The organism is Aliterella sp. E5.1 (assembly GCF_057473825.1).
The window spans coordinates 60,192-82,292 of the sequence record NZ_JBYCCV010000010.1 but is presented as its reverse complement, the minus strand read 5'-3'; the positions used below and the strand labels follow the sequence as shown (position 1 = coordinate 82,292).

The following is a 22,101-nucleotide window of genomic DNA, read 5'->3' as shown; positions in this document are numbered from 1 at the left end:
GCGAATGTCCGACTACTAAGGCTAATAATCAAATATGGGTAATCATCGTATTGTTATAACTACTTATGGCTCGTTAGGCGACTTGCACCCTTACATGGCGATCGCAGTAGAATTGAAGCAACGAGGACATAATGTGGCGATCGTAACTAGCGAGATTTATCGAGATCGAGTTGAAGCAGAAAATCTTGAGTTTTACCCTGTCAGACCTAATTTACCCGATAAAAACACTGAGGAAGCCCAAGTAGCGATCAAACAAGCTATGGACTCAGAAAAAGGAACAGAGTACGTTTTACGCCAGTTAATTTTGCCTTACCTAAAAGATACCTACAACGATTTAACGCAAGCTATAGGCGGCGCTGATTTACTCATTACTCATCCGATAAGTTTCGCTGGTGCTTTACTAGCGCAAAAAACAGGCATACGTTGGATTTCTAGCGTATTATCGCCAATTTCCTTCTTATCAGCATACGATCCGCCAGTTTTAGCAAATCAAATTAGTCGTGTTGATTTAGGGTTGTTTTCTAATTTAATCAATAGCTTATTAATGTCTGTAGGCAAACTTAGTATTTTTCCTTGGAGTTCACCCATACAACAACTTCGGGCGGAATTAGGGCTATCACCAGTTAGAGATCCTTTCTTTCAAGACCAACATTCACCAGATTTAGTTCTAGCTTTATTCTCTCAAGTTTTTGCTCAACCTCAAAGAGATTGGTACAAGAAAATTTTCGTTACTGGGTTTCCCTTTTATGATCGCCAAGCTGGGGAACTACCACCAGAATTATTAGAATTTCTTAAAGCTGGTTCGCCGCCGATTATTTTTACCTTGGGTTCAGCCGCCGTCAATGATGCAGGCAATTTTTACATTGAAAGCGCGATCGCTGCCAAACAATTAGGATGCCGTGCAGTATTGATAATTGGAGAAGACACGCGCAATCAACTACCAGAAAATTTATTATCAGCAGATATAGTTACTTTCAGCTACGCGCCCTATTCCAAAATATTCCCTTACACCTCAGTCATCGTGCATCAAGGTGGAATTGGGACAACAGCCGAAGCTTTGAGATCTGGTCGTCCTATGCTAGTTATGCCCTACAGTCACGATCAACCCGATAATGCTGCCCGCGCACAACGGTTAGGTGTAGCTCGTACTATTAAACGTAACAATTATCAGGCGATCGCTGTAGCCGCAGAATTAAAGCAGCTATTGCACGAGCCAAAATACGCTCAACAAGCGGCATTAGTAAAACAGCAAATTCGCTCAGAAAATGGCGTACAGACAGCGTGTGATCGGATTGAAGCGTATCTAAATTTACCTAATTAGTTTACAAACACGATCACACTTCAACGCCAACTTATCCTCGTAAAAATCGCCCCAATCCTGGGAATTATATACACTTCTTAATATTCAAGCGGAAACTACTCAAAACGTTTTAATGTAGGAACTGACCGAGTTAACTTTAAACCGCGATTGCTATCTAGCAGCAATATAAAAATCGCAGTTCCTTAACACAGGGGTAAAAGCGGCGATTTGTCAAGTTTTGAAGTAGCTCAAAAGAAAGTTTACTGGTATCCCGGTCAGGTTTAATACAGTAAAAAATATGATGGGAGTTTAAATAATCGCATGAGTGTTAAGGCAAGTGGTGGAAGCTCAGTTGCGCGTCCGCAGCTATATCAAACGCTAGCAGTCGCAACAATCAACCAAGCGGAACAACAAGACCGCTTTTTAGAGCGTGGCGAACTGAACGAACTGTCTAACTATTTTGCATCGGGAACAAAACGATTAGAAATTGCCGAGACACTAAGCAAAAATGCCGAATTAATTGTGTCTCGCGCCGCTAACCGGATCTTCGTTGGTGGTTCGCCAATGGCTTACTTAGAAAAGCCAAAGGAATTGGAACTAGCCAGCGTAGGAGCGCCAGACGCTCTAAAAACAGGAATGCAACTAGGAAACGTAACCTATGTAGAGAGCCGGGGTGGTTTTCTTGAGGGATTGCGATCGCTATTTAGTTCCTCTCCTGGTGGTGCTACTCCAGCAAATTTCCGTCCGATCAACGTTTCCCGGTATGGTCCTAGCAATATGCAAAAGTCCTTACGGGACTTAAGCTGGATGTTACGTTACGCGACTTATGCGATCGTTGCTGGCGATCCCAATATTATTGCGGTCAACGTCCGGGGACTAAGAGAAATCATTGAAAATGCTTGTTCTGGGGAAGCAACAATTGTCGCTTTGCAAGAAATTAAGCAAGCATCGCTGTCTTACTTCCGTAAGGATACAGAAGCGGCTGATATTGTCAGCCAGTACATGGATGTACTGATTACAGAATTTAAAGCGCCTACCCCTTCAGAAAAGCTGCGGCAACGTCCTTCTGGCGATTTGCAAGGGTTACAACTACCACAGATATACTTTAACGCCGCCGAGCGTCGTCCGAAGTTTGTCATGAAGCCCGGTTTATCCGCCGGAGAAAAGCAAGAAGTAATCAAAGCCGCTTATCGACAAATTTTTGAGCGCGATATTACCCGCGCCTACAGCCAGTCGATATCTAACTTAGAATCCCAAGTCAAAAATGGCGACATCTCAATGAAAGAGTTTGTCCGCCGCGTTGGGAAATCTCCTCTTTACCAAAAACAATTTTTTCAACCTTTTATCAACAGCCGCGCTCTAGAGCTTGCCTTCCGTCACTTTTTGGGCAGAGGTCCTTCTAGCCGCGAAGAAGTACAAAATTACTTCTCGATTGTCTCTAATGGTGGTTTACCAGCCTTAATCGATGCGCTAGTTGATTCTAAAGAGTACGCCGACTACTTTGGTGAAGAAACAGTACCATACTTACGAGGATTGGGTCAGGAAGCCCAAGAATGTCGCAACTGGGGAGCGCAGCAAGACTTACTAAATTACAGCGCTCCTTTCCGGAAAGTACCACAGTTTGTTACTTTGTTTGCCGCTTACGAAAAGCCTCTCCCAGATCAACATCCCTATGGTTCCGGTAACGATCCATTGGAGATTCAATTTGGAGCAATTTTCCCTAAAGAAACCCGTAACCCCAGCACAAGTCCCGCTCCTTTTGGTAAAGATACCAAGCGGATCTTGATTCACCAAGGACCTGGAATCAATAACCAAAACAGCACTCCTCAAGCGCGAGGCGAGTTCCCTGGTTCTCTAGGACCTAAGATATTCCGCTTAGACCAACTTCCCGGTACAAGCGGCAGAAAGTCACCTAAAGGCGCGAGCGTTAAATACTCGGAAAGCTCTACTCAAGCCGTAATTAAAGGCGCATATTTGCAAGTATTTGGGCGGGATGTCTACGAAGGACAGCGCCTAAAAGTAGCAGAAATTAAGCTAGAAAATGGCGAAATTCCAGTTAGGGAGTTTGTGCGTCAGTTAGCTAAATCGGATTTGTTCCGCAAGCTTTACTGGACTTCTTTGTACGTTACTAAAGCTGTTGAGTACATTCATCGCCGCTTATTGGGTCGTCCTACCTATGGCAGAGCGGAAATCAATAGCTACTTTGATATCTGTGCCAAAAAAGGCTTTTATGCTTTGATAGATGCCTTAATTGACAGCCCAGAGTACAGCGAAGCCTTTGGAGAAGATACTGTTCCTTACGAGCGTTATTTAACTCCTGGTGGTTTAGCATTGCGGAGTCTCCGAGTTGGTAGTATCAATCAAGATATTGTCAGTACTAAGGTAGAGCAAACAGAAACCCCACGCTTTGTTGAGCTAGGCGAAGTCAAGGAAATGCGGACAGAACCAGATATTCAGTTCCGCGTCAACCAAGGCGTTAACAAGCAGCGCGAACAAACAAAAGTCTTTAAGCTCACCAATACCAGCGACAAAGTTGCCTTAAAAACTGCCATTCGGGCTGCTTATCGCCAAGTATTTGAGCGCGATGTTGAACCTTACGTCGCTCAAAACGAGTTTACTGCTTTAGAAAGTAAGCTAGGCAATGGGGAAATTAATGTTAAGGAATTTATCGAGGGACTGGGTAGCTCAAGTCTCTATATCAAAGAGTTTTACACTCCTTACCCCAATACCAAGGTAATTGAACTTGGAACTAAGCACTTTTTAGGACGCGCCCCCAAAAATCAAGCAGAGATTCGGGAATACAACCAAATCTTAGCTTCGGCGGGTATTCGCGGCTTCGTCAGTGCGATGGTAAATTGTGCTGAGTACATTCAAGTGTTTGGCGAAGATACGATCCCTTATCGTCGCTTCCCAACTCTACCTGCGGCTAACTTCCCGAATACCGAGAAGTTGTACAACCAGCTAACCAAGCAAAATGACGATTTGGTTGTACCTAGCTTTGAGCCTGTAACGCCGATGATGGCAACAGACAAAATGCCGATGATGGCAAAAGCGATCGCCGATATGGCGTTTGCAGCGCGTCAAGTTGACCAAAGTCAACCATTATTTGTGGAGCTTGGACGTTCTTACAATAACGGTCGTGGTCAGTCTGTCGAAGTTGGCGTTGGTACAACTCGCCGCAAACCTGCGCGGATTCATCGCGTTACTAACGGTAACAACGCCGCCGAAACTCAACTGGCAATTAATGCTATTTACTGTCAAATAATGGATATCTTTAGCGGTCAGGTTCCTGATGGGCTGAGAATTTCCGATTTAGACAGCAAACTGCGCAATGGCGAAATTAATGTCAGAGAATTTGTCCGTACTCTAGCTAGTTCCGATATCTATCGTCGGCGCTTCTATACGCCTTATCCCAATACCAAAGTGATTGAATTTTTATTCCGTCACATCTTGGGTCGCGCTCCTGCTACTCAAAGCGAAATTCGCTTCTACAACAAGCTACTAGCAGATGGCGGCTTAAAGGCGGCAGTAGAGGCAATGGTAGATAGTACCGAATACGCTCAGTATTTTGGTGAAGATGTTGCACCTTACCCCCGCTACCCCTCATTGCCTGCGGGTAACTACCTAGGCAGCGTTAAAGCGGCGGCGGACTTAGTTAAGCAGTCTTGGTCGGATCTGTCGCCTTCGTCGATTACACAAGGCTCTACAGGGCGCTAAGCTGCCTTAAAAATATCTAGCTAAACAGACAGCAATGCGATCGCATTGCTGTCTGTTTTCTATCCAGCGCCTCCATATACCAGTTCTTGCGCTCGTTCAACGTCATAAGAAATTAAGAAAGTATGTAATTATTCACCTAAATGAAAAATATATTAAAAAGTATTAAGACGTGAGTCAAAACGTGAACGGAATGCAGGAGAATATTTGCGGAAGGTAAATGAGTTTAAAAGTTTGTGTATAGGTTTACGCAAGCGCCTAATAAAGAATTACTGTCTTAATTGCGGTAATAGTTGTGTAGATTGCACGCTATTTAGATAAACTCAGTTAGTTATTAAGCCAGTTTAAAAAATTGGTTCATTTTATTGGAGGAATCGGTTAATGAGTATTGTCACGAAATCAATCGTGAATGCGGATGCCGAAGCTCGCTACCTCAGCCCCGGTGAGCTAGATCGGATCAAGAGCTTTGTTGGAAGTGGAGAGCGCCGCTTGCGGATCGTTCAAGCTTTAACAGAGAACCGCGAGCGCATTGTCAAGCAAGCTGGCGACCAGTTGTTCCAAAAGCGTCCTGACGTAGTATCTCCTGGTGGAAATGCTTACGGTCAAGAAATGACTGCTACTTGTCTGCGCGATATGGATTACTACTTGCGTTTGATTACTTACGGAGTAGTAGCTGGTGACGTTACACCCATCGAAGAAATTGGTGTTGTAGGCGTACGTGAAATGTATCGCTCTCTCGGTACACCTATTGAAGGCGTTGCTGAAGGTATCCGCGCAATGAAAAACGTTGCTACTTCAATGATGTCCGGTGAAGATGCAGCTGAAGCTGGATCTTACTTCGACTATTTAGTCGGTGCTATGCAGTAAGTAGCTGCAAAACTACTCAAAAAATTGCTAAAGGAATCAAGATATGCAAGACGCAATTACTTCTGTAATCAATTCTTCAGACGTTCAAGGTAAGTACTTGGACAACTCCTCAATGGAGAAGCTGAAAGGCTACTTCCAAACTGGCGAACTTCGCGTTCGTGCAGCAAGCACAATTAGCGCTAACGCCGCAGCGATTGTTAAAGAAGCTGTAGCTAAGTCACTGTTGTACTCGGATATCACTCGCCCCGGTGGTAATATGTATACCACTCGTCGCTATGCTGCTTGCATCCGCGATTTGGACTACTACTTGCGTTATTCGACCTACGCAATGTTAGCAGGCGATCCTTCAATTCTTGACGAGCGCGTACTCAACGGATTGAAAGAAACCTACAATTCCTTGGGCGTACCTATCGGTGCAACCGTTCAGTCTATCCAAGCAATGAAAGAAGTAACCGCAAGCTTAGTTGGTCCTGATGCTGGCAAAGAAATGGGCGTTTACTTTGACTACATCTGTTCTGGCTTAAGCTAATAGCTGTTTTAACCTGCAAAGGTTAGATAGCATCTTTATTTGAGGTCTGGGAGTTAATTTGTGAGTGCTAGAAAGTTTTGTCGCTTATCTTGACTAAACCCAGTCGGTGAGTGCGGACAGGCTAGTATTGACGAGTTGACTCCCAGCCTTCGATCGAACTATAGATAAGAGTAGAGTAAAGGTGATCGCATAGGACTTTACTTGCAACCATTGAAATCAAAATTTTTCTCATTTAGTCTAGGAGATTACAACCAATGCGAATGTTTAAAATAACTGCTTGCGTTCCCAGTCAAACACGGATTCGCACCCAAAGAGAATTACAAAATACTTATTTTACTAAGTTAGTCCCTTATGAAAATTGGTTTCGCGAACAGCAGCGCATCATGAAAATGGGCGGTAAAATTATGAAAGTTGAATTAGCTACGGGTAAGCCTGGTATGAATACTGGTCTAGCCTAATTACTTTAATTTTTAAGTAGGTTTACGTTTAAGGAGGTGTTACAGCCTCCTTTTTTGATGGCAATAGATATACTAATTTAAAAAATATTAGATTACTCTTGCGTTATTGAGCATCGAGTGTCAAACTCCTAATGTCGTGAAGCCCTGTAAGTTGTTGTGGAGTTACGCCAATTAATCCCCTTATTTGATACGTCTACGTCCCGATGGGCTACTTTGGCGCGGTTATTGCGCTGGCTAACTTTTTTGTGGGTATTTATCGGCTTGGTAATCCTGTTCTCTGCATCTTACGCCGTTGGCGAAGCAGATTTTGATGATGGGCTATATTACTTTAAGCGGCAAATTATCTCAATAGTTATTGGCTTAGTAGCATTCAACTGGGTTGTGCATTCACCTTTGCGGCGAACTTTGGGTGTGGCGCACTGGTTTGTATTTCTGTTTGTGGTACTGATTTTTGTAACTTTAATTCCAGGAATAGGAATCAATACCAACGGTGCAACTCGTTGGATAGCCTTGGGTTCATTTCAATTACAGCCTTCAGAACTAATCAAGCCGTTTTTATTACTGCAAAGCGCTCGTGTTTTTGGGCAGTGGCATAAATTAAAATGGCAATCTCGGCTAGTTTGGCTGAGTGTTTTTGCGTTAGCACTGGGTGGCATCTTGGCACAGCCAAACTTAAGCACAGCTGCATTGTGTGGGATGGCTTTGTGGTTAGTAGCACTAGCAGCAGGATTGCCTTATGGATACTTAGCTTTGACAGCTATAAGTGGGATATTGCTGGCATTTGGTAGTATCAGCAGGCATGACTATCAAAAACAACGGGTGTTATCATTTCTCAATCCTTGGGCGGATGCGATAGATACTGGCTACCAACTGGTACAAAGCTTGTTGGCAATTGGTTCTGGCGGTACTTGGGGAGCGGGATACGGACTATCTCAGCAAAAGTTGTTTTATTTGCCAATTCAATATACAGATTTTATTTTTGCGGTATTTGCCGAAGAATTTGGCTTTATTGGCTGCGTACTATTTTTACTATTATTGGTAGTTTATAGCGCGATCGCCCTACTTGTAGCATTTAAAGCGGCAAATGCAGTGCATCGTTTGGTCGCAATTGGCACAATGATTTTTTTGGTAGGACAATCATTGTTAAATATTGGCGTGGCTTCTGGTGCTTTGCCAACTACGGGTTTGCCTTTGCCTTTGGTTAGCTATGGTGGTAATTCAGTTATTGCGAGCTTGCTAATTGCTGGAATACTAATTCGCGTCGCTAGAGAAAGTAGTGAGGGACAAGTGGTGTCTTTACCACAGCGCAGTCCTGTAAATGGGCGATCACATTTTTAGCTAAGGCTACAAATAAGTTTTTGCTAACTACGTTAAAATTGAGTAGTAATCAGCATTTCATGCTCGAAAAGAATGCAAACTTATATATACGAACTAGAACACTTTGCAAATAATCTAGTTACGAACCAGCTAACTCATCTAAGCTTGACGAGTATTGCAATTATTTTTACGGCGGGTCTGCTGACCAGCTTGACTCCTTGTATGCTATCTATGCTGCCGATTACGATTGGCTATATTGGCGGCTATGAAACTAAAAACCGACTCACTGCTGCGATCGCATCTACTTGGTTTGCTTTAGGTCTTGCCACTACTTTAGCAGCCCTAGGAATAGTTGCCGCCTTTGTGGGGCAAGTTTACGGGCAAGTGGGCATAGGTTTACCAATTATTGTCAGCGTTATTGCTATTTTGATGGGGCTAAATTTATTAGAAGCGTTGCCCATACAATTGCCGTCTTTTGGGGGGATGAATTGGATTTCTAAAGATTTACCTCCAGGCGTGCGTTCTTATTTAATCGGCTTAACTTTTGGAGTCGTTGCTTCTCCTTGCAGTACGCCTGTACTTGCAACCTTACTTGCTTGGATTGCGAGTACTCATGACTTGGTTTTAGGCGCGGGCTTGCTGCTTGCGTATACTGCGGGCTACGTCGCGCCCTTAATTTTGGCAGGTACTTTTACAGCCGCAATTAAAAACTTATTAGAGTTGCGGCGATGGTCAGGATGGATTACCCCTGTAAGTGGGGCGATTTTGGTCGGTTTTGGCGTATTTTCCTTATTATTTCGGCTTCCCGTGGGAATATTTTAAATGGCTTTAGATAATATACCTGTACCATCACCTTCTATTTTGTCGGTTCCCCAAAGATTTCTAAAAAAAGAATTATTACCTATACTTACAGATTTACGGTTGGCGATTTTGCTGCTACTTGCGATCGCGCTTTTTAGTATTAGCGGTACAGTAATTGAGCAAGGGCAGTCTGTCGCCTTCTACCAAGCCAACTATCCTGAAGACCCTGCCTTATTTGGATTCCTTAGCTGGAAAGTGCTTTTAGCGGCGGGTTTTGACCATGTTTATCGTACTTGGTGGTATTTAGCTTTACTTATTTTATTTGGTGTTAGTTTAACGGCTTGTACTTTTACTAGGCAATTGCCAGCACTCAAAGCTTCGCGCAAATGGAAATTTTACGACAAACCCCGTCAGTTTCAAAAATTGGCTTTAAGCGCCGAACTTGATACAGGCACGCTATCGGATTTAACCCAACAACTCCAAAGCCGCCATTATTTAGTATTTGCTGGGGAAAATAATAATTTATATGCCCGTAAAGGCATTGCTGGACGCATCGGACCGATTGTAGTTCATATTGGGATCGTTGCAATTTTAGCGGGCGGTATTTGGGGCGCAATGACAGGATTCATCGCTCAAGAGATGGTTCCTAGCGGTGACAATTTTAGCGTTAAAAATATAGTAGATGCGGGACCTTGGGCAGCACCACAAATTCCTCAAGACTGGTCTTTGCGGGTGAATCGTTTTTGGATTGACTACACGCCCAATGGAGGTATCGATCAGTTTTACTCCGATTTATCTGTCTTAGATAAACAAGGGCAAGAAGTTAAGCGTAAAACAATTTTTGTAAACGAACCCTTGCGCTACAAAGGCGTAACTTTGTATCAAACAGATTGGGGAGTTTCCAGCGTTCGCATCCGCGTGAACAAAAGCCCAGTTTTGCAATTACCAATGGCAAAACTAAACACCAACGGACAAGGGCGGATTTGGGCAACTTGGATACCGACAAAAACAGATATGAGTGAGGGTGTTTCGCTATTAGCTAGAGATTTACAAGGAATGCTACTGCTTTACGATGTCAAAGGGCAGTTAATATCTACTTTACGCCCTGGAATGTCTACGCAAGTTAATGGTGTAACTCTCTACATTGACGAGATAGTTGGCAGTACCGGATTGCAAATTAAGGCTGACCCCAGTATTCCAGTTGTTTATACTGGCTTTGTTTTATTGATGCTGGGTGTGGTGATGAGCTATGTTTCGCATTCGCAAATTTGGGCGTTGCAGCAAGATGGACATTTTTATGTGGGTGGCAAAACTAATCGAGCGCAGGTAGGTTTTGAGCAAGAAATGCTTGATATTTTGGCTCAAATTACTGCCCAAAAACAAGTTGAAAAGCTAGAAAAACCAGAACTTGCTTCTAAGGCTTAATTTCGCTATAAGTGGTTGACGCTTGGAGTTTCTAAAGGCATTATTTCAAGTCAAAAGCTCATACTTGCCGCCGCGTTCTAAGGCGCGTCCGTAAGCTGGGCGGGCGTGAATGCGTTTGAGAAAATCTTTAAGCTTTGGACAATCATCCAATCCTACTTGTGCCTCTGCGGCTTCCACGGGAAAACTCATTTGCACATCGGCAGCAGTAAATTCCTCACCTACAAACCAAGTATTGTTACTAAGTTCGCTTTCTAAGTAATCAAAATGAAGCTTAAGCTGGGGTGCAACAAATTGGCTAGAGGCAGGGCTATCTCCTAACCCAAAATTATCAAGTACAAGTTTCATTACTAATAAAGGCATAACCGAACCTTCAGAATAATGCAACCAATAATTATATCGCAGCTTTTCTGGTGTCCCTGATGGGGGTGCAAGCTTACCTTTACCATAACGCTCTACTAAGTAATCGATAATCGCCCCCGACTCTGCCAAAGTTTGCCCTTCGTCGGTAACAACTGGAGACTTGCCCAAGGGATGCACTTCTTTAAGCGATGCTGGTGCAAGCATGGTGTTTGGGTCGCGCTCGTAGCGTTTGATCTCATAATCAAGCCCCAGTTCCTCTAATAGCCAGAGAATGCGCTGAGAGCGCGAGTTGTTTAAGTGGTGGACAACGATCATGAGGTTCCTTCTGAATGATAGATTTGGGAGAAAAATGCGATCGCTCTTTGTCAGCTAATTAAAATTGCCGCAGGATTGACTTCCAAAATTAGGCGATCGCCATAATGTAGTTGGGGAATAAACGAGCTTACTATTACTTCAACAATTGCCGGATCTTGAAAATGTCCTATTTTTGTCTCAGGATGAGGATAGTAGACTAATCCTGCGTAAGTAATTCCTTTAAAGATGACTCTACAGGGTGAGAAGGAAAAGTCTTCTGAGGGATATTCTGGATGCCACTTAATATTTTTAAATGTATATTCTGGCTGCTGGAGGCTGAAAGTTTTGGGACTAATAGATACATTCAATGTGCCGGGAAAAAAAGCACTAAGGTCAAGACCCAACTTCTGAAAAAAAGGGGTTTGCATCTCTATAGTCCCTTTGGGATAAGGGGTATCGCTTGCCATTCCTGAAGCTACTTGATGCCCGCGCTCAATAATTCCCCTAACAGTCTGCCATTTTTGCATTATCTGGGCGCACCTCCAACTTTCTTGAGCAACGCCAGTATTTTTAATTCGCCTTCTGATGACGTACTTCAATTACTGTATGGACGTTACCCCGTGGTGAAAAATCGCCTTTAATATAAGCTTCTAGCGGATCGCAAGCGGTTACAAAGTCATCTAAAATTTGATTGACTGATTCTTCGTGAGAAATATAGCGATCGCGATAGCTATTGATATACAGTTTAATTGCTTTCAATTCCACTACTAAGCGATCGGGAACATAGGTAATATCAATTGTGGCAAAGTCGGGATAACCGGAAAACGGACACTTGCAAGTAAATTCCGGCAAAGTAACGTGAATATCGTACTTACGTCCTATACGTGGATTGGGAAAAGTAATTAGCTTACCTTTTTCAATCTCGCGTTCGCCATATTTCATTTCTACATCAGGTCTTTGATTGCCTGCACTCGATGCTACGGAGGCATCTGACACAGATAAAGAATCACTTGTCATCAGATTAATTACTACTCTCCCAGTCTGGACAATGGTCATCTTCCCAGCCATAAGGGTGCATTCCACACACTAACAAGTTACCGTTGTAAACTTGTCCATGATACTGAGAGCAACCTCTGCACGCAGGATGTCTAGTTTCTGTGGGTTCCACTAAATGAGGAAACGGCTGTTCCAAATCGTTCATCACATCTTCAAGGTCAGTGTAAATATCGAACAGTGGTTCTGCCCAATCTTGCAAATACAGATCGAATTCTGTTGCAATGGTATTTTGCAACTGTGAAGCGATTGTTTCTGACACTTCAAAAAATGAATTTACTACTTCTGTGACTCCTACAAAGAAATGTTCTACTTCATCGGTCACTTCTTCAATTATTTCTAGAAAATCCTTTTGCCAGTTTTCCATACGCTTTTAAGCGTTTATGCTATAAAAAATTTTACTTACGGCATTCGCCATATTCTATATATAGCTAAAAGCTTTGATGTTGATGCTCTAAATCTGATTTATTTTACTTTACTTATCGCGCTTGAGATTTTTAAGTTCTTCTTGCAGCCCTAATACTTGCTGACGCAAATTATCTACATCTTTAGCTTGTTGTGGGGTGGTGGCGCTTTCGTCTTCGGAAATAATTTCTATTCTACGCGGTTCCGTAGGGGCGCTAGTAGGGGCATCGCTTGGAACTTGAGCAGATTGTTGAGCTTTCTGCATCATGTCTTCAACAAATTTTTTTGCTTCTTCGGTGGTCATTTCGCCACGAGCAACCATTTCGTCAGCTAATTTTTGAGCTTGAAGTCGCAGTTCTGATACTTTTCCCCCTGCTTTCTCGCCAGCATAAGAAGCTAGACCAACGCCGAGATAAAAAGCTTTTTGTACAATATCTCCAAAACCAGGCATGGCGGTTTATGCTCTCTTTAAAAATAGGGAACCCGGAGACCACGCCTACCACAAGCATCCCGTATTGCTGCTACCTTCCGGTCCTGACAAGATTTAGGCGTTGCGATCGCATGGATCCAGGTCTAGATTCAATATAGCATTTTTAGCGCAGGTAGCAATTAAGGAAAAAGATTATTTGCCTTACTCTGGGCGTTGAACGATTTTTTCCCACAACCGCCGCCTAGTTCCCGATTCAATCCCAAATAAGCGGACGTAATCGTTCTCATGCTCAGTTAAGCAAGATTCTAAAGCAATAATTGCTTCAGATTCGCCAACCACTACTGAACCATAATTTTGCCAAGAATTAGTTTTAAATCGGCGTTTATCGACAAACTCAAGCCCAATATGATGACCTTGGGCTAAATCCGTTCGCATTCGTTCGAGCGTTTCTAAGCCAATGCGCGTTGCTAGAACTTGATTATGACGGTTGGGATCGACATGGGTATTATAAGGGGTAGATTGGCTTGGATCGACAAAGCGATTGTTAATAGGAGTAGGATCTGCTGTTACAAGTTTGGGTATGGGTGCAAGGGCAGGTATAGATATAGGTTTAGGTGCAGGTGCAGGGGTAAGTTCTGGGCGATTTTCTGGCGCATCGACATAGGTGTTGTAATGCGCGGGTTGGATTGGGTAAGCAAAACGATTGGTAGTAGGAGTAGGATCTTCGGTTGCAGGTTTAGTTGCAGGTGTAGGTTCTGGGCGATCACCATTATTTGGTATGGGACGATTTTTGTCTTGGAGTGCTTGATTGTACTCTCTAACTAAACCAGAATTTTCTACTCTTTGCTGTTCTTGTACCATCAAGTTGCCGTATTCAATCAAGCGCGGTAGCGGGAAGTTGGGTTTAGCAAAAGTGGGCGCTCCTTCGGTGCTATTAACGACGCGCAGAGAAACTTTTTCAAACCCCGTACTGTGAATAAAAGAACGAATTTGCTCGTCATAAATACGCGATCGCAAAGCACTAAAAAAGTCTATAGGCTGATTAAGAAAAGTATCGACAAGTTTTTCAATATCTCTCTTTGGCAATCCATCCGGTTCAAATATCCCGCCGACAATCCCCACTTTGTCATCTCGGTTGGGTTCCCAAAAGAATTTTTCCATCCGTCCATCCCGAATTAAGGGAGCGTACAAAGTCGAAAAATCATTCCCTGTCACAATAATTGGAATGCGCTGGAGAGGGGTGGAATCGTAAGATCCGGGCAACTGTACGTCGGTGGGGTTATCGGCAATATTCATTAAAGTGCCATTAACTAGCTGGGTATTGACAGTGTATTGAGTACCTTTATCAAATCTTCCCGCCCCAGCATCTAAGTCATTAATCATCAGCACGCACATTTTGCCGCGCACCTTACTTAATTCCGAAGCTTCTCGATAGCGTAGGCGAATTAATCGCCCCGGATCTCCAGCATCAGGGCTTTCTAATTCTCCGGCGGACATATGAATTGCCTCAATCCCCATGCGCTCAAATACTAATTCGCATTGAAAAGATTTGCCTTCGCCTTTACGCCCGTGAATACCCAAAATGAGCGGTACGCGCACACCAGGTAATTCTAAAAAATTCTTAGTAATGTGAACGGCAAGTTTATCTAGAAAGCTAGGAGAAATGTAGTAGCTCATAATTATTGTTGAATAGGGCGATCGCACTTTTTAGTTTTACTTTTATTACTCAGTAAATAAGAGAGGCAGACAAGTCCACCTCTCCTAGGGTAGAAAACGATAATTAAGTTATCGCTTCCTGATTATTTACTCAACCACAAGACGTTGCGCTCTAGCGTGGCTTGTGAACGATAAAGCTGAGAATTTGGCACTGCTTAACGTTATCAAAACCAACTACGCGGATGTAGCAGTTGGAATAATCAGAACGACAAGCGCGAACTTCGCTCAATACTTCTTCAGGAGTTCTGGCATTAAATAAAGGCAACTTCCACATTGTCCAATACAACTCCGTTGGATCGGAAGTTTCGTTAAATTCAATGGCTGGGAAATAACCCTGAGTCAAAATGTACTGAATCTGTCTAGTAATTTGAGCGTCAGATAAAGGAGGCAAATAGGACAGAGTTTCGTAACGACGCTCTTTTGGTAGAGTTTGCATGGTTTAAAAAATGTTTGGGATGATGGGATAAATGTTGCTCTTTGCCCTTAATTGGCAAGGAGATTTTGGCAATCTAACTAGCAAGCTTTAATTGAGATGCGATCGCAACCTACTAAATGCCTTAACTAGCTTGGCTATCCGGTTCTGGCGTTTGGGTAAGACTGGAGCTTGATACATTTAATTGCGTGATTCGCTCTAGCTGCTGGCGGCGATGTTCCATATTAGCTTGGGCTATCCCTGTGCAAACCATCTCTGGCAAAAAGTCCGTTACTTCTTGAGCCAAATGTTCTCGCACCGTCAAAATCCGCAAAGCTAAAGCTTGCTTTTCCTGAAACAACGCCTGAATGTACGCTTCTCCATCTTGGATTTTTTCTTTTGAGGAGAAGTGATGCAACCAAAACCCTAAAGGCGGGTCAGTTTCATTCAATTGAGCCAGCACTACTCTTACTGCCTGATAAGTCAAATAGCTTTGTAGTGTCTTGGCTGTATCTTTCGCAATTTGTTTGACATCCATACCAGCGCCCCAGCCCTAAATGTAGTGATGTATGAGCTATTAAGTTAAGCTAACTTAAAACTCCCTAGCTCATACAACGACCTACTTATTAAACGGTATCCATTGCCTCAAACTCGAACTTGATTTCTTTCCATAGTTCGCAAGCAACAGCAAGTTCTGGCGACCACTTACAAGCTTCGCGGATAATGTCATTACCTTCACGAGCTAGGTTGCGTCCTTCGTTACGAGCTTGAATACAAGCTTCCAACGCAACGCGGTTAGCGGTTGCACCAGGCGCGTTACCCCAAGGATGTCCGAGGGTTCCACCACCAAACTGTAGTACAGAGTCATCGCCGAAGATTTCAACTAAGGCGGGCATATGCCAAATGTGGATACCACCAGAAGCAACAGCCATGACACCAGGCATAGAAGCCCAGTCTTGAGTGAAGTAGATACCGCGAGATTTGTCTTGCTCGACGTAGTTTTCACGCAACAAGTCAACAAATCCCATCGTGATCCCACGTTCGCCTTCTAGCTTACCGACAACAGTTCCGGTGTGGATGTGATCGCCACCAGACATTCTCAAGGCTTTAGCTAATACACGGAAGTGAATACCGTGGTTTTTTTGACGATCGATAACGGCGTGCATAGCACGGTGAATGTGCAGCAAAATACCGTTCTTACGACACCAATGCGCCAAGGTTGTATTGGCAGTAAAACCTGCGGTCAGGTAGTCGTGCATGATGATGGGCATTTTGAGTTCTTTGGCGTACTCAGCCCGTTCTAGCATCTGTTCGCAGGTGGGGGCGGTAACGTTAAGGTAGTGACCTTTGATTTCCCCGGTTTCTGCTTGGGCTTTGTGGATGGCTTCTGATACAAACAAGAAGCGATCGCGCCATCTTTGGAATGGTGCAGAGTTAATGTTTTCGTCGTCTTTGGTGAAGTCCAAACCACCGCGCAAACATTCGTAAACTGCTCGTCCGTAGTTTTTGGCAGATAAACCTAACTTAGGCTTGATCGTGCATCCCAATAGGGGACGACCGTACTTGTTGAGTTTGTCTCGCTCTACTTGGATACCGTGAGGCGGTCCTTGGAAAGTCTTGAGGTAAGCTACGGGGATTCTGAGGTCTTCAAGCCGTAAAGCCCGTAATGCTTTGAATCCAAATACGTTACCTACAATCGAGGTCAACATATTTGTCACAGAGCCTTCTTCAAACAAGTCCAAAGGATAGGCAACGTAACAGATAAATTGATTATCTTCGCCAGCTACAGGCTCGATGTCATAGCAACGACCTTTGTAGCGATCTAGGTCGGTAAGCAAGTCTGTCCATACCGTTGTCCACGTACCTGTAGAAGATTCCGCCGCTACTGCTGCGCCTGCTTCTTCTGGGGGTACTCCTGGCTGAGGAGTAACGCGAAACGCCGCCAAAATATCTGTATCTTTAGGCGTGTAGTCGGGAGTGTAATAAGTTAGTCGGTAATCTTTTACGCCAGCTTGGTAGCCAGTTTTTGTTTGAGTTTTTGTTTGGGAGTAAGACATATTTTTCTTCTAAAGAAGTCGATCGCTGGTACTTGTTCGCTTTACAAGCTGCTTCACAATATATCAATTATTCGATAAGTTAAAATTTTAATTTACTCAACGTAACTATAAGAATATTTTATACTTGTTGCTTATTATTAAAATATACGGTAATGGTACAGATACCTATTGCCAAAAATGCCAAGTTACGATTTTTTTATAGAAATTACCAGCAACGAAGACTATGAGCAAAAATTTAGGTGGTGCCATCAACTTTTGCGTCTAGTCTTTAAATTTTGTTAAGATTAATGCGACTAAATCCGCGATCGCCTTTCCTACCTTGGAGATTTTTCATGCTGCGACTAGAACATATCAGTAAAATTTACCCGACGGGCGAAGTTCTCAAAGATGTAAACTGGGAAGTCAAACCAGGCGATCGCACAGGGTTAGTTGGCGTTAACGGCGCAGGTAAATCGACTCAACTCAAAATCATCGCTGGGGAAATGGAACCGACTAGCGGCGAAATTATCCGACCTGCTAGTTTGCACATAGCTTATCTTACCCAAGAATTTGAAGTAGATCCCACCCGCACGGTGAAAGAAGAATTTTGGCAAGCCTTTGGCGAAGCAAACCAAGTTCATCAGGCTTTATCAGAAGTGCATCGAGCGATGGAAAGCGCCGATCCTGAGCAATTAGACAAGTTGATCGATAAAATGGATCGGCTGCAAAGAAAATTTGAGGCTTTGGATGGGTATGGTTTAGAAGCTCAAATCGAGAAAATATTGCCAGAAATGGGTTTTGAACAAGCTGATGGCGATCGCTTGGTGAGTGCCTTTAGTGGCGGTTGGCAAATGCGGATGAGTTTGGGCAAAATTTTACTGCAAAAGCCCGACTTATTATTATTAGACGAGCCGACAAACCACTTAGACTTAGAAACAATTGAATGGTTAGAAACTTATCTCAAAAAGTTACTGACTCCGATGGTAATTGTTTCTCACGACCGAGAATTTTTAGATCGTCTTTGCACGCAAGTTGTAGAGACAGAGCGCGGAGTTTCGGCTACTTATTTGGGTAATTATTCCGCTTACTTGCAACAAAAATTTGAAGCTCAAGAAGCTCAGTTAAGCGCCTACGAACGCCAGCAAAAGGAATTAGAAAAACAGCAAGCATTTGTCGATAGATTCCGAGCTAGTGCAACTCGTAGCACCCAAGCAAAAAGCCGCGAGAAACAACTAGATAAAATAGAGCGAATCGAAGCACCTACTGGAGTAATGAGAACTTTACATTTTCGTTTTCCCCCTTCGCCTCGCAGTGGTAGAGAAGTAGCGTCAATTGAAGAACTTACTCATATTTATGACGATAAGGTGCTGTTTTTAGGTGCAAACTTATTAATTGAAAGAGGCGATCGCATTGCTTTTTTAGGTCCTAATGGTGCGGGTAAATCTACTTTACTCCGTTTGATCATGGGTTTAGAACCTCCTACCGAAGGCACAGTTAGAACAGGCGATCACAATGTCATACCTGGCTATTTTGAACAAAATCAGGCAGAAGCATTAAATCTCACCAAATCCGTAATGGAAACAATTCATGACGAAGTACCAGATTGGACCAATGAAGAAGTTAGGACAATTTTAGGTAGATTTTTGTTTAGTGGCGACACCGTATTCAAGCAAGTAGGGGCTTTAAGTGGTGGTGAAAAAGCTCGTTTGGCTTTAGCTAAAATGTTGCTGCGCCCAGCTAACTTTTTAATATTAGATGAGCCGACTAATCATCTAGATATTCCTGCTAAAGAGATGCTAGAAGAAGCAATCCAAAACTACGATGGAACGGTAGTTATAGTTTCTCACGATCGCTATTTCATTTCTAAAGTAGCAAATAAAATAGTTGAGATTCGCGATGGAGAATTTCGCATCTATCGCGGGGACTATCATTACTATTTAGATAAAATTGCTGAAGAAAAAGAGCAGGCAATGCAAGAAAAAAACGCCGCCGAAAAAGCTGCCAAAAAAGCTGCTAAAGCCTCGACGAAGCGTAAATAAATTGACAAAACAAAAAAATTATCCGCTTAATTAAGTCAGCAAAATGGGATAAAAATCAAATAAAATGTCAAATAAATCCGTAAAAATTCCTTCGCGTTAGGTAACAGCAGTGGTATTATTGCGGTGAGTTAAAACTATTAAATAAAGGGCAATAGACTTATGACCCAAGCACCTGTCGCTCCCGTGGTGCTAGTCATTTTAGACGGGTGGGGCTACCGAGAGGAAAAAGACGGAAATGCGATCGCCAGTGCGAAAATTCCCGTAATGGATAGCCTCTGGGCTGCCTACCCTCGCACCCTAATTAAAACCTCTGGTAAGGCTGTAGGTTTGCCAGAGGGACAAATGGGTAACTCAGAAGTGGGACATCTCAATATTGGCGCGGGGCGAGTAGTACCGCAAGAATTAGTGCGCATATCTGACGCAGTAGAAGATGGTTCGCTGTTGCAAAATCCGGCGCTAGTGAAAATATGCACCGAAGTACGTGATCGCCAGAGCAAACTGCACTTAATTGGACTAACTTCTGAAGGTGGGGTACATTCTCATCTCAGCCATTTGTTAGGATTACTTGACTTAGCGAAGGCTCAAGGAATTGGTAAGGTTTGTATTCATGCCATTACTGACGGGCGCGATACCAGCCCAAACGAAGGTATCGAAGCAATCGAGAAAGTCCAAAAACACATTGATAGTGTTGGGATAGGGCAGATTGTGACTATTAGCGGTCGTTATTATGCAATGGATCGCGATCGCCGTTGGGATAGAGTTCAAAAAGCCTACGATGCAATGACACTAGACGGAGAAAGCGGCGGTTCGGCGCTAGAAGTCATACAGGCATCTTATGCTCAAAATATAACAGACGAGTTTATTTTGCCGACGCGGGTAGCACCTGGAGCTATTGAGTCAGGAGATGGAGTAATATTTTTTAACTTCCGTCCCGATCGCTCAAGGCAGCTAACTCAAGCATTAGTAAACAAAGAATTTAATGGTTTTGAGCGTCAACAAATTGTCCCGCTATCGTTTGTTACGTTTACTCAATACGAGCCAGATTTGCCCGTAAAAGTTGCCTTTGAGCCACAAAACTTGAGTAATATCCTGGGAGAAGTAATCGCCCAGCATGGTTTAAAGCAATTTCGCACCGCCGAAACTGAGAAATATGCTCACGTTACTTATTTCTTTAATGGTGGCTTAGAGGAGCCATTAGAAGGGGAAGATCGAGAACTGGTAATGAGTCCTATGGTAGCCACTTACGATCGCGCTCCAGCAATGTCGGCAGAAGCTGTAACGGATATTGCCACCGCAGCAATCAAAAAACGCATCTATTCCTTGGTGGTAATCAACTACGCTAATCCAGATATGGTAGGGCATACGGGACAAATCCCTGCCACAATTCAGGCATTAGAAACAGTGGATCGATGTTTGGGGAGACTACTTGGAAGTATCAGCCAAGTGGGAGGAACTGCCCTTGTTACCGCCGATCACGGTAACGCCGAAAGTATGAAAGATGATGAGGGCAATCCTTGGACGGCTCATACTACCAATCCTGTGCCTTTCATCTTGATTGAAGGCGAAATAGCAAAAATCCCCGGCTACGGCGCAGAAGTAAAATTAAGAACAGATGGCGCTTTAGGCGATATTGCTCCTACTATTCTCCAGATTTTGCAATTGCCGCAGCCTGTAGAAATGACTGGGCGCTCTTTACTAGAACCAAGTCAATATCAATTGCAAGCAACTCGTACTCCCGTAGAAGTGTCTTTATAGTTGAGTGTGGTTCGCGCAATTGAGTTAAAATTTGAAATACTGGCAGCTAGTAGTATGCCAGAAAAAACTATTTGTCTAGGAACTTAGTAAATGACGTTATATAAAATAGTAGAAGCAATCTGGTCAATTTCTGCGGTAGGTTTGACAATTTTGGTGTTGCTTCATAGTCCTAAAGGGGATGGAATTGGCGCTATTGGCGGACAAGCTCAGTTGTTTAGCAGTACAAAGAGCGCCGAAAGTACATTAAATAGAATTACTTGGACACTAACGGTGATTTTTTTAGGATTATCCTTAGTATTGAGTGCAAACTGGCTCCCTAGATAGCTGATGCCGTTGATTGGTGCGATCTCTCTTAGACAATGGCAACAGTTAAAGCGATCACGACGGCAAATAATTATTTGGGGAATAGCTATTATTACGGGGTTATTGGTAGTTCTAAGTAATATTGAGCTTAGTTCGGCAAAACCTCATAATTTTTTAGCCACAAGTCAGCGCCATCCGTTACCAGTTACTCTAAAGCAATGGCAAGACTTAACAAATAGCGGTGACTACTTAGCGCATGTAAAGTTAACAGAAGTTGGCTATCTAGTTTGGTCGCAGTTTCCAGTCAAAATTTATATAGATAGTACCCAACTTCGAGAGTTGTTACAGGTAAATGCTGCTGTTCAAGAGTGGAATACTTATTTGCCTTTGCAGATAGTTGAGCAAAAAGAAATAGCTGACATTAATATTTCTTTTCAGTCTCCGCCGCTCAGAAAGACAAGTTTATTAAGGGCGCGCTCGGCTTTAACTAGCTATGAGTTATACATCAATCGCCTTTCCACATCTACCCCAGTTTTAGCTCATCGTTGCACGATTATCTTAAGTCCCAACCAGCCAAGCAAATATATTAAGGCTGCCGCTTTGCACGAATTGGGTCATGCTTTAGGAATATGGGGGCATAGTCCAATTGCCACTGATGCTTTGTACTTTTCCCAAGTCGCAAACCCGCCTAGTATTTCCGCTAGAGATGTAAATACACTTAAGTTAGTTTATCAACAGCCAACACGTTTGGGTGGGAAGGTAGCCGTAAAAACTACCCTTAGTAATTAGACAATGACCATTGTTTTTCTGGAATTAGTGATCGCAAAGTAGTAGTTATACTAAAAATTTGAGCAACCAATACATCTATGACCAAACTAGCAATATTT

At 43.2% G+C, this 22,101-nt stretch carries 21 protein-coding genes and 1 other RNA gene; 12 read left to right on the top strand and 10 right to left on the bottom strand.

The features are described 5' to 3' along the window. Positions 1-34: 34 nt before the first annotated feature. From AC2VE5_RS06215 to AC2VE5_RS06180, 8 genes are all read left to right on the top strand, one after another. Positions 35-1,321 carry a glycosyltransferase gene (locus tag AC2VE5_RS06215; protein ID WP_486886905.1) on the top strand — a complete coding sequence of 429 codons (1,287 nt, stop codon included), beginning with the start codon at positions 35-37 and terminating at the stop codon, positions 1,319-1,321. Positions 1,322-1,621: 300 nt separating this feature from the next. Continuing rightward, positions 1,622-5,017, top strand: a complete 3,396-nt coding sequence (locus tag AC2VE5_RS06210; RefSeq protein WP_486886904.1) for a phycobilisome rod-core linker polypeptide — start codon at positions 1,622-1,624, stop codon at positions 5,015-5,017. A gap of 378 nt (positions 5,018-5,395) precedes the next feature. Then, entirely contained in the window at positions 5,396-5,881 is a 486-nt protein-coding gene (gene apcA, locus AC2VE5_RS06205; protein ID WP_486886903.1) for an allophycocyanin subunit alpha, read from the top strand. Positions 5,882-5,924: 43 nt separating this feature from the next. Next, the gene (gene apcB, locus AC2VE5_RS06200) at positions 5,925-6,410 is read left to right on the top strand and encodes an allophycocyanin subunit beta (RefSeq protein WP_009634168.1); all 486 of its coding nucleotides are present in this window, start codon (positions 5,925-5,927) and stop codon (positions 6,408-6,410) included. A 254-nt stretch (positions 6,411-6,664) separates the two neighbouring features. Further along, positions 6,665-6,868 (top strand): phycobilisome linker polypeptide, encoded by a 204-nt coding sequence (locus AC2VE5_RS06195; protein ID WP_009634167.1) that lies wholly within the window; start codon positions 6,665-6,667, stop codon positions 6,866-6,868. Between the two features lie 156 nt (positions 6,869-7,024). Continuing rightward, complete coding sequence (locus AC2VE5_RS06190) at positions 7,025-8,206, top strand: FtsW/RodA/SpoVE family cell cycle protein (RefSeq protein WP_486886902.1); 1,182 nt, start codon at positions 7,025-7,027, stop codon at positions 8,204-8,206. A gap of 72 nt (positions 8,207-8,278) precedes the next feature. Beyond that, positions 8,279-9,007, top strand: a complete 729-nt coding sequence (locus AC2VE5_RS06185; protein ID WP_486886901.1) for a cytochrome c biogenesis protein CcdA — start codon at positions 8,279-8,281, stop codon at positions 9,005-9,007. Further along, entirely contained in the window at positions 9,008-10,411 is a 1,404-nt protein-coding gene (locus tag AC2VE5_RS06180) for a cytochrome c biogenesis protein (RefSeq protein WP_486886900.1), read from the top strand. 45 nt (positions 10,412-10,456) lie between these two features. Here the strand turns inward: AC2VE5_RS06180 and AC2VE5_RS06175 are convergent, their stop codons facing one another. The 10 genes from AC2VE5_RS06175 to AC2VE5_RS06130 form a co-directional block, all read right to left on the bottom strand. Continuing rightward, positions 10,457-11,086, bottom strand: coding sequence for a glutathione S-transferase family protein (locus tag AC2VE5_RS06175; protein ID WP_486886899.1), 630 nt, complete (start codon positions 11,084-11,086; stop codon positions 10,457-10,459). A gap of 50 nt (positions 11,087-11,136) precedes the next feature. After that, positions 11,137-11,592, bottom strand: coding sequence for a hypothetical protein (locus AC2VE5_RS06170; RefSeq protein WP_486886898.1), 456 nt, complete (start codon positions 11,590-11,592; stop codon positions 11,137-11,139). Positions 11,593-11,635: 43 nt separating this feature from the next. Then, a complete protein-coding gene (gene queF, locus AC2VE5_RS06165) occupies positions 11,636-12,007 on the bottom strand; it encodes a preQ(1) synthase (RefSeq protein WP_486886921.1) in 372 nt (123 codons plus the stop codon). Between the two features lie 79 nt (positions 12,008-12,086). Then, positions 12,087-12,485 (bottom strand): hypothetical protein, encoded by a 399-nt coding sequence (locus AC2VE5_RS06160; protein ID WP_486886897.1) that lies wholly within the window; start codon positions 12,483-12,485, stop codon positions 12,087-12,089. A 108-nt stretch (positions 12,486-12,593) separates the two neighbouring features. After that, positions 12,594-12,974, bottom strand: a complete 381-nt coding sequence (locus AC2VE5_RS06155; protein WP_486886896.1) for a phasin family protein — start codon at positions 12,972-12,974, stop codon at positions 12,594-12,596. Between the two features lie 26 nt (positions 12,975-13,000). Continuing rightward, an RNA gene (gene ffs / locus AC2VE5_RS06150) (signal recognition particle sRNA small type) lies at positions 13,001-13,097 on the bottom strand. Between the two features lie 57 nt (positions 13,098-13,154). Continuing rightward, the gene (locus tag AC2VE5_RS06145; protein ID WP_486886895.1) at positions 13,155-14,630 is read right to left on the bottom strand and encodes an AAA family ATPase; all 1,476 of its coding nucleotides are present in this window, start codon (positions 14,628-14,630) and stop codon (positions 13,155-13,157) included. Between the two features lie 151 nt (positions 14,631-14,781). Further along, entirely contained in the window at positions 14,782-15,105 is a 324-nt protein-coding gene (locus tag AC2VE5_RS06140; protein ID WP_486886894.1) for a RuBisCO small subunit-like domain-containing protein, read from the bottom strand. 121 nt (positions 15,106-15,226) lie between these two features. Next, complete coding sequence (gene rcbX, locus AC2VE5_RS06135) at positions 15,227-15,619, bottom strand: RuBisCO chaperone RbcX (protein WP_486886893.1); 393 nt, start codon at positions 15,617-15,619, stop codon at positions 15,227-15,229. 88 nt (positions 15,620-15,707) lie between these two features. Then, on the bottom strand, positions 15,708-17,138 hold the full coding sequence (locus tag AC2VE5_RS06130) for a form I ribulose bisphosphate carboxylase large subunit (RefSeq protein WP_486886892.1): 1,431 nt from the start codon (positions 17,136-17,138) through the stop codon (positions 15,708-15,710). 332 nt (positions 17,139-17,470) lie between these two features. Between AC2VE5_RS06130 and AC2VE5_RS06125 the strand changes: the two genes are divergently transcribed. From AC2VE5_RS06125 to AC2VE5_RS06110, 4 genes are all read left to right on the top strand, one after another. Beyond that, complete coding sequence (locus tag AC2VE5_RS06125; protein WP_486886920.1) at positions 17,471-19,156, top strand: ABC-F family ATP-binding cassette domain-containing protein; 1,686 nt, start codon at positions 17,471-17,473, stop codon at positions 19,154-19,156. A gap of 159 nt (positions 19,157-19,315) precedes the next feature. Beyond that, a complete protein-coding gene (gene gpmI / locus AC2VE5_RS06120; RefSeq protein ID WP_486886891.1) occupies positions 19,316-20,911 on the top strand; it encodes a 2,3-bisphosphoglycerate-independent phosphoglycerate mutase in 1,596 nt (531 codons plus the stop codon). 90 nt (positions 20,912-21,001) lie between these two features. After that, positions 21,002-21,235, top strand: coding sequence for a preprotein translocase subunit SecG (gene secG, locus AC2VE5_RS06115; RefSeq protein WP_486886890.1), 234 nt, complete (start codon positions 21,002-21,004; stop codon positions 21,233-21,235). A 3-nt stretch (positions 21,236-21,238) separates the two neighbouring features. Then, positions 21,239-22,003, top strand: coding sequence for a peptidase (locus AC2VE5_RS06110; RefSeq protein ID WP_486886889.1), 765 nt, complete (start codon positions 21,239-21,241; stop codon positions 22,001-22,003). Positions 22,004-22,101: the final 98 nt, after the last annotated feature.